Origin of the sequence: Clostridium sp. MF28 (assembly GCF_002969175.1) — a bacterium.
GTDB classification, from domain to species: Bacteria; Bacillota; Clostridia; order Clostridiales; family Clostridiaceae; genus Clostridium; species Clostridium beijerinckii.
On sequence record NZ_CP014331.1, the window covers coordinates 3,248,053 to 3,250,552 of the forward strand.

The window sequence follows — 2,500 nt, forward strand, 5'->3', positions numbered from 1 at the left end:
TAAGTTATTAATTTTGCATCTCTTAGCGAGGATTTTATCATATCATCACCATTCGACATTGTCAACAACTTTCCTAGAAAATCTTTTTCCCTTTAAGTTGTTTTGTTTATGTCTCTTAGCGACGTGTTTCATCTTAACATCTCTGATATTTTCATATTATTTGCTTTCCTATTACTAAATGCGATTATTTTCATTTTTCTTTATAATACGTCATTATTCTAGATTTTATACATACTGATACGCTAGCAATAGTTGTCACTCCAATTTGGTTCAATCTATTACATTTATATATGTTTTTTAGCCTAATTATCTCATTCCTAATAATTCTAAATATCTTTATTAATAAGAAATTAAGTTCAAAATAATAAAAGATCTTATGATCATGAAAGGATCCAATTACCCCTGGATACATAAAATTTCATCAAACATAAAAACTTTTTCATATAATAACAGAAAATATGCTCTACTAAATGAGTTTTTAATCATAAAAAATTAAACTATAAAGTTAATATGAAATATTATAATAAGATTAGTCTGCAAAGTTGTTAATCTCTCAATAACTACTTTGTTGTTCAGAATAGATATTAATGTTATATAAGGAATGAACTCTATCAAAAAAGGCTTATCGTAAAAATATACCGTCTTAAATATGTGCTTAGGATAGAAATTCAGTTGTAGAATTAAGAATACATTGAATTAATAAGCTCTTTCGTAATGATTTAGAGAAATGAGTTATACAAAATCGTCATACTTATTGAGTTTTTTAGAAATATGGCATTAAATAATCCAGCTATACAGCGGCGAAGCTTATCGTCTTACCATTCCTAAATATTATAAAATAAAAAAAGATAGTTATTACAACTATCTTTTTTGCTTACCTCGCAACGTCCTACTCTGCCACACAGTCTCCCATGCAGTACCATCGGCGCTATAGACCTTAACTTTCCTGTTCGGAATGGGAAGGAGTGTTACCTCTATGCCATCATCACGAGATCTTCAATTTGAAAAAACCTTGTTCTTTCAAAATTGCACACAGTTTCTTTAATGTATTTACAACTTGACTATATTGGTCAAGCCCTCGACCTATTAGTATCAGTCAGCTAAATATGTTGCCATACTTACACCTCTGACCTATCAACCTTGTAGTCTTCAAGGGGTCTTACTAGCTTATGCTATGGGAAATCTCATCTTGAGGTGGGCTTCACACTTAGATGCTTTCAGCGTTTATCCCTTCCCGACTTAGCTACCCAGCTATGCTTCTGGCGAAACAACTGGTACACCATAGGTCAGTCCATCCCGGTCCTCTCGTACTAAGGACAGCTCCTCTCAAATTTCCTACGCCCGCGACGGATAGGGACCGAACTGTCTCACGACGTTCTGAACCCAGCTCGCGTGCCGCTTTAATGGGCGAACAGCCCAACCCTTGGGACCTACTTCAGCCCCAGGATGCGACGAGCCGACATCGAGGTGCCAAACCTCCCCGTCGATGTGAACTCTTGGGGGAGATCAGCCTGTTATCCCCGAGGTAGCTTTTATCCGTTGAGCGATGGCCCTCCCACGAGGTACCACCGGATCACTAAGCCCGACTTTCGTCCCTGCTCCACTTGTAGGTGTCGCAGTCAGGCTCCCTTCTGCCTTTACACTCTTCGAACGATTTCCGACCGTTCTGAGGGAACCTTTGGGCGCCTCCGTTACATTTTAGGAGGCGACCGCCCCAGTCAAACTGCCCACCTAACAATGTCCTGTCACCAGTTTCATGGCATCCAGTTAGAACTTCAATACTATCAGGGTGGTATCCCAACAACGACTCCACCAAGGCTGACGCCCTAGTTTCCCAGTCTCCCACCTATCCTGTACAGACAATACCGAAATTCAATGCTAAGCTACAGTAAAGCTCTACGGGGTCTTTCCGTCCAATCGCGGGTAGCGAGCATCTTCACTCGCACTACAACTTCGCCGGATTTGCAGTTGAGACAGTGCACAAGTCATTACGCCATTCGTGCGGGTCAGAACTTACCTGACAAGGAATTTCGCTACCTTAGGACCGTTATAGTTACGGCCGCCGTTTACTGGGGCTTAAGTTCACACCTTCGCGTTACCACTAAGTGTTCCCCTTAACCTTCCAGCACCGGGCAGGCGTCAGCCCCTATACATCAGCTTTCGCTTTAGCAGAGACCTGTGTTTTTGTTAAACAGTTGCTTGTGCCTATTCTCTGCGGCCTGATTTCTCAGGCACCCCTTCTCCCGAAGTTACGGGGTCAATTTGCCTAGTTCCTTAACTGCAATTCTTCCGTCGGCCTTAGGATTCTCTCCTCATCTACCTGTGTCGGTTTGCGGTACGGGCACTACTTCTCTCTCTAGATGCTTTTCTTGGAAGCATGGAATCAGATACTTCGGTTCCGTAGAACCTTCCCCATCACGCCTCAGAATTGTTGGAACGGATTTGCCAATCCCAACTCCCTAAACGCTTAGACTAGCATCCAATAGCTAGCACATCCTAT

General features: G+C 41.5%; 2 rRNA genes (1 of these 2 cut by a window edge). Both read right to left on the reverse strand.

Annotation, left to right across the window (positions count from 1 at the left end):
* Positions 1-876: 876 nt before the first annotated feature.
* A 5S ribosomal RNA gene (rrf, locus tag AXY43_RS13870) occupies positions 877-993 on the reverse strand.
* Between the two features lie 73 nt (positions 994-1,066).
* Positions 1,067-2,500 (reverse strand): 23S ribosomal RNA (locus AXY43_RS13875); it runs 1,475 nt beyond the window's last position.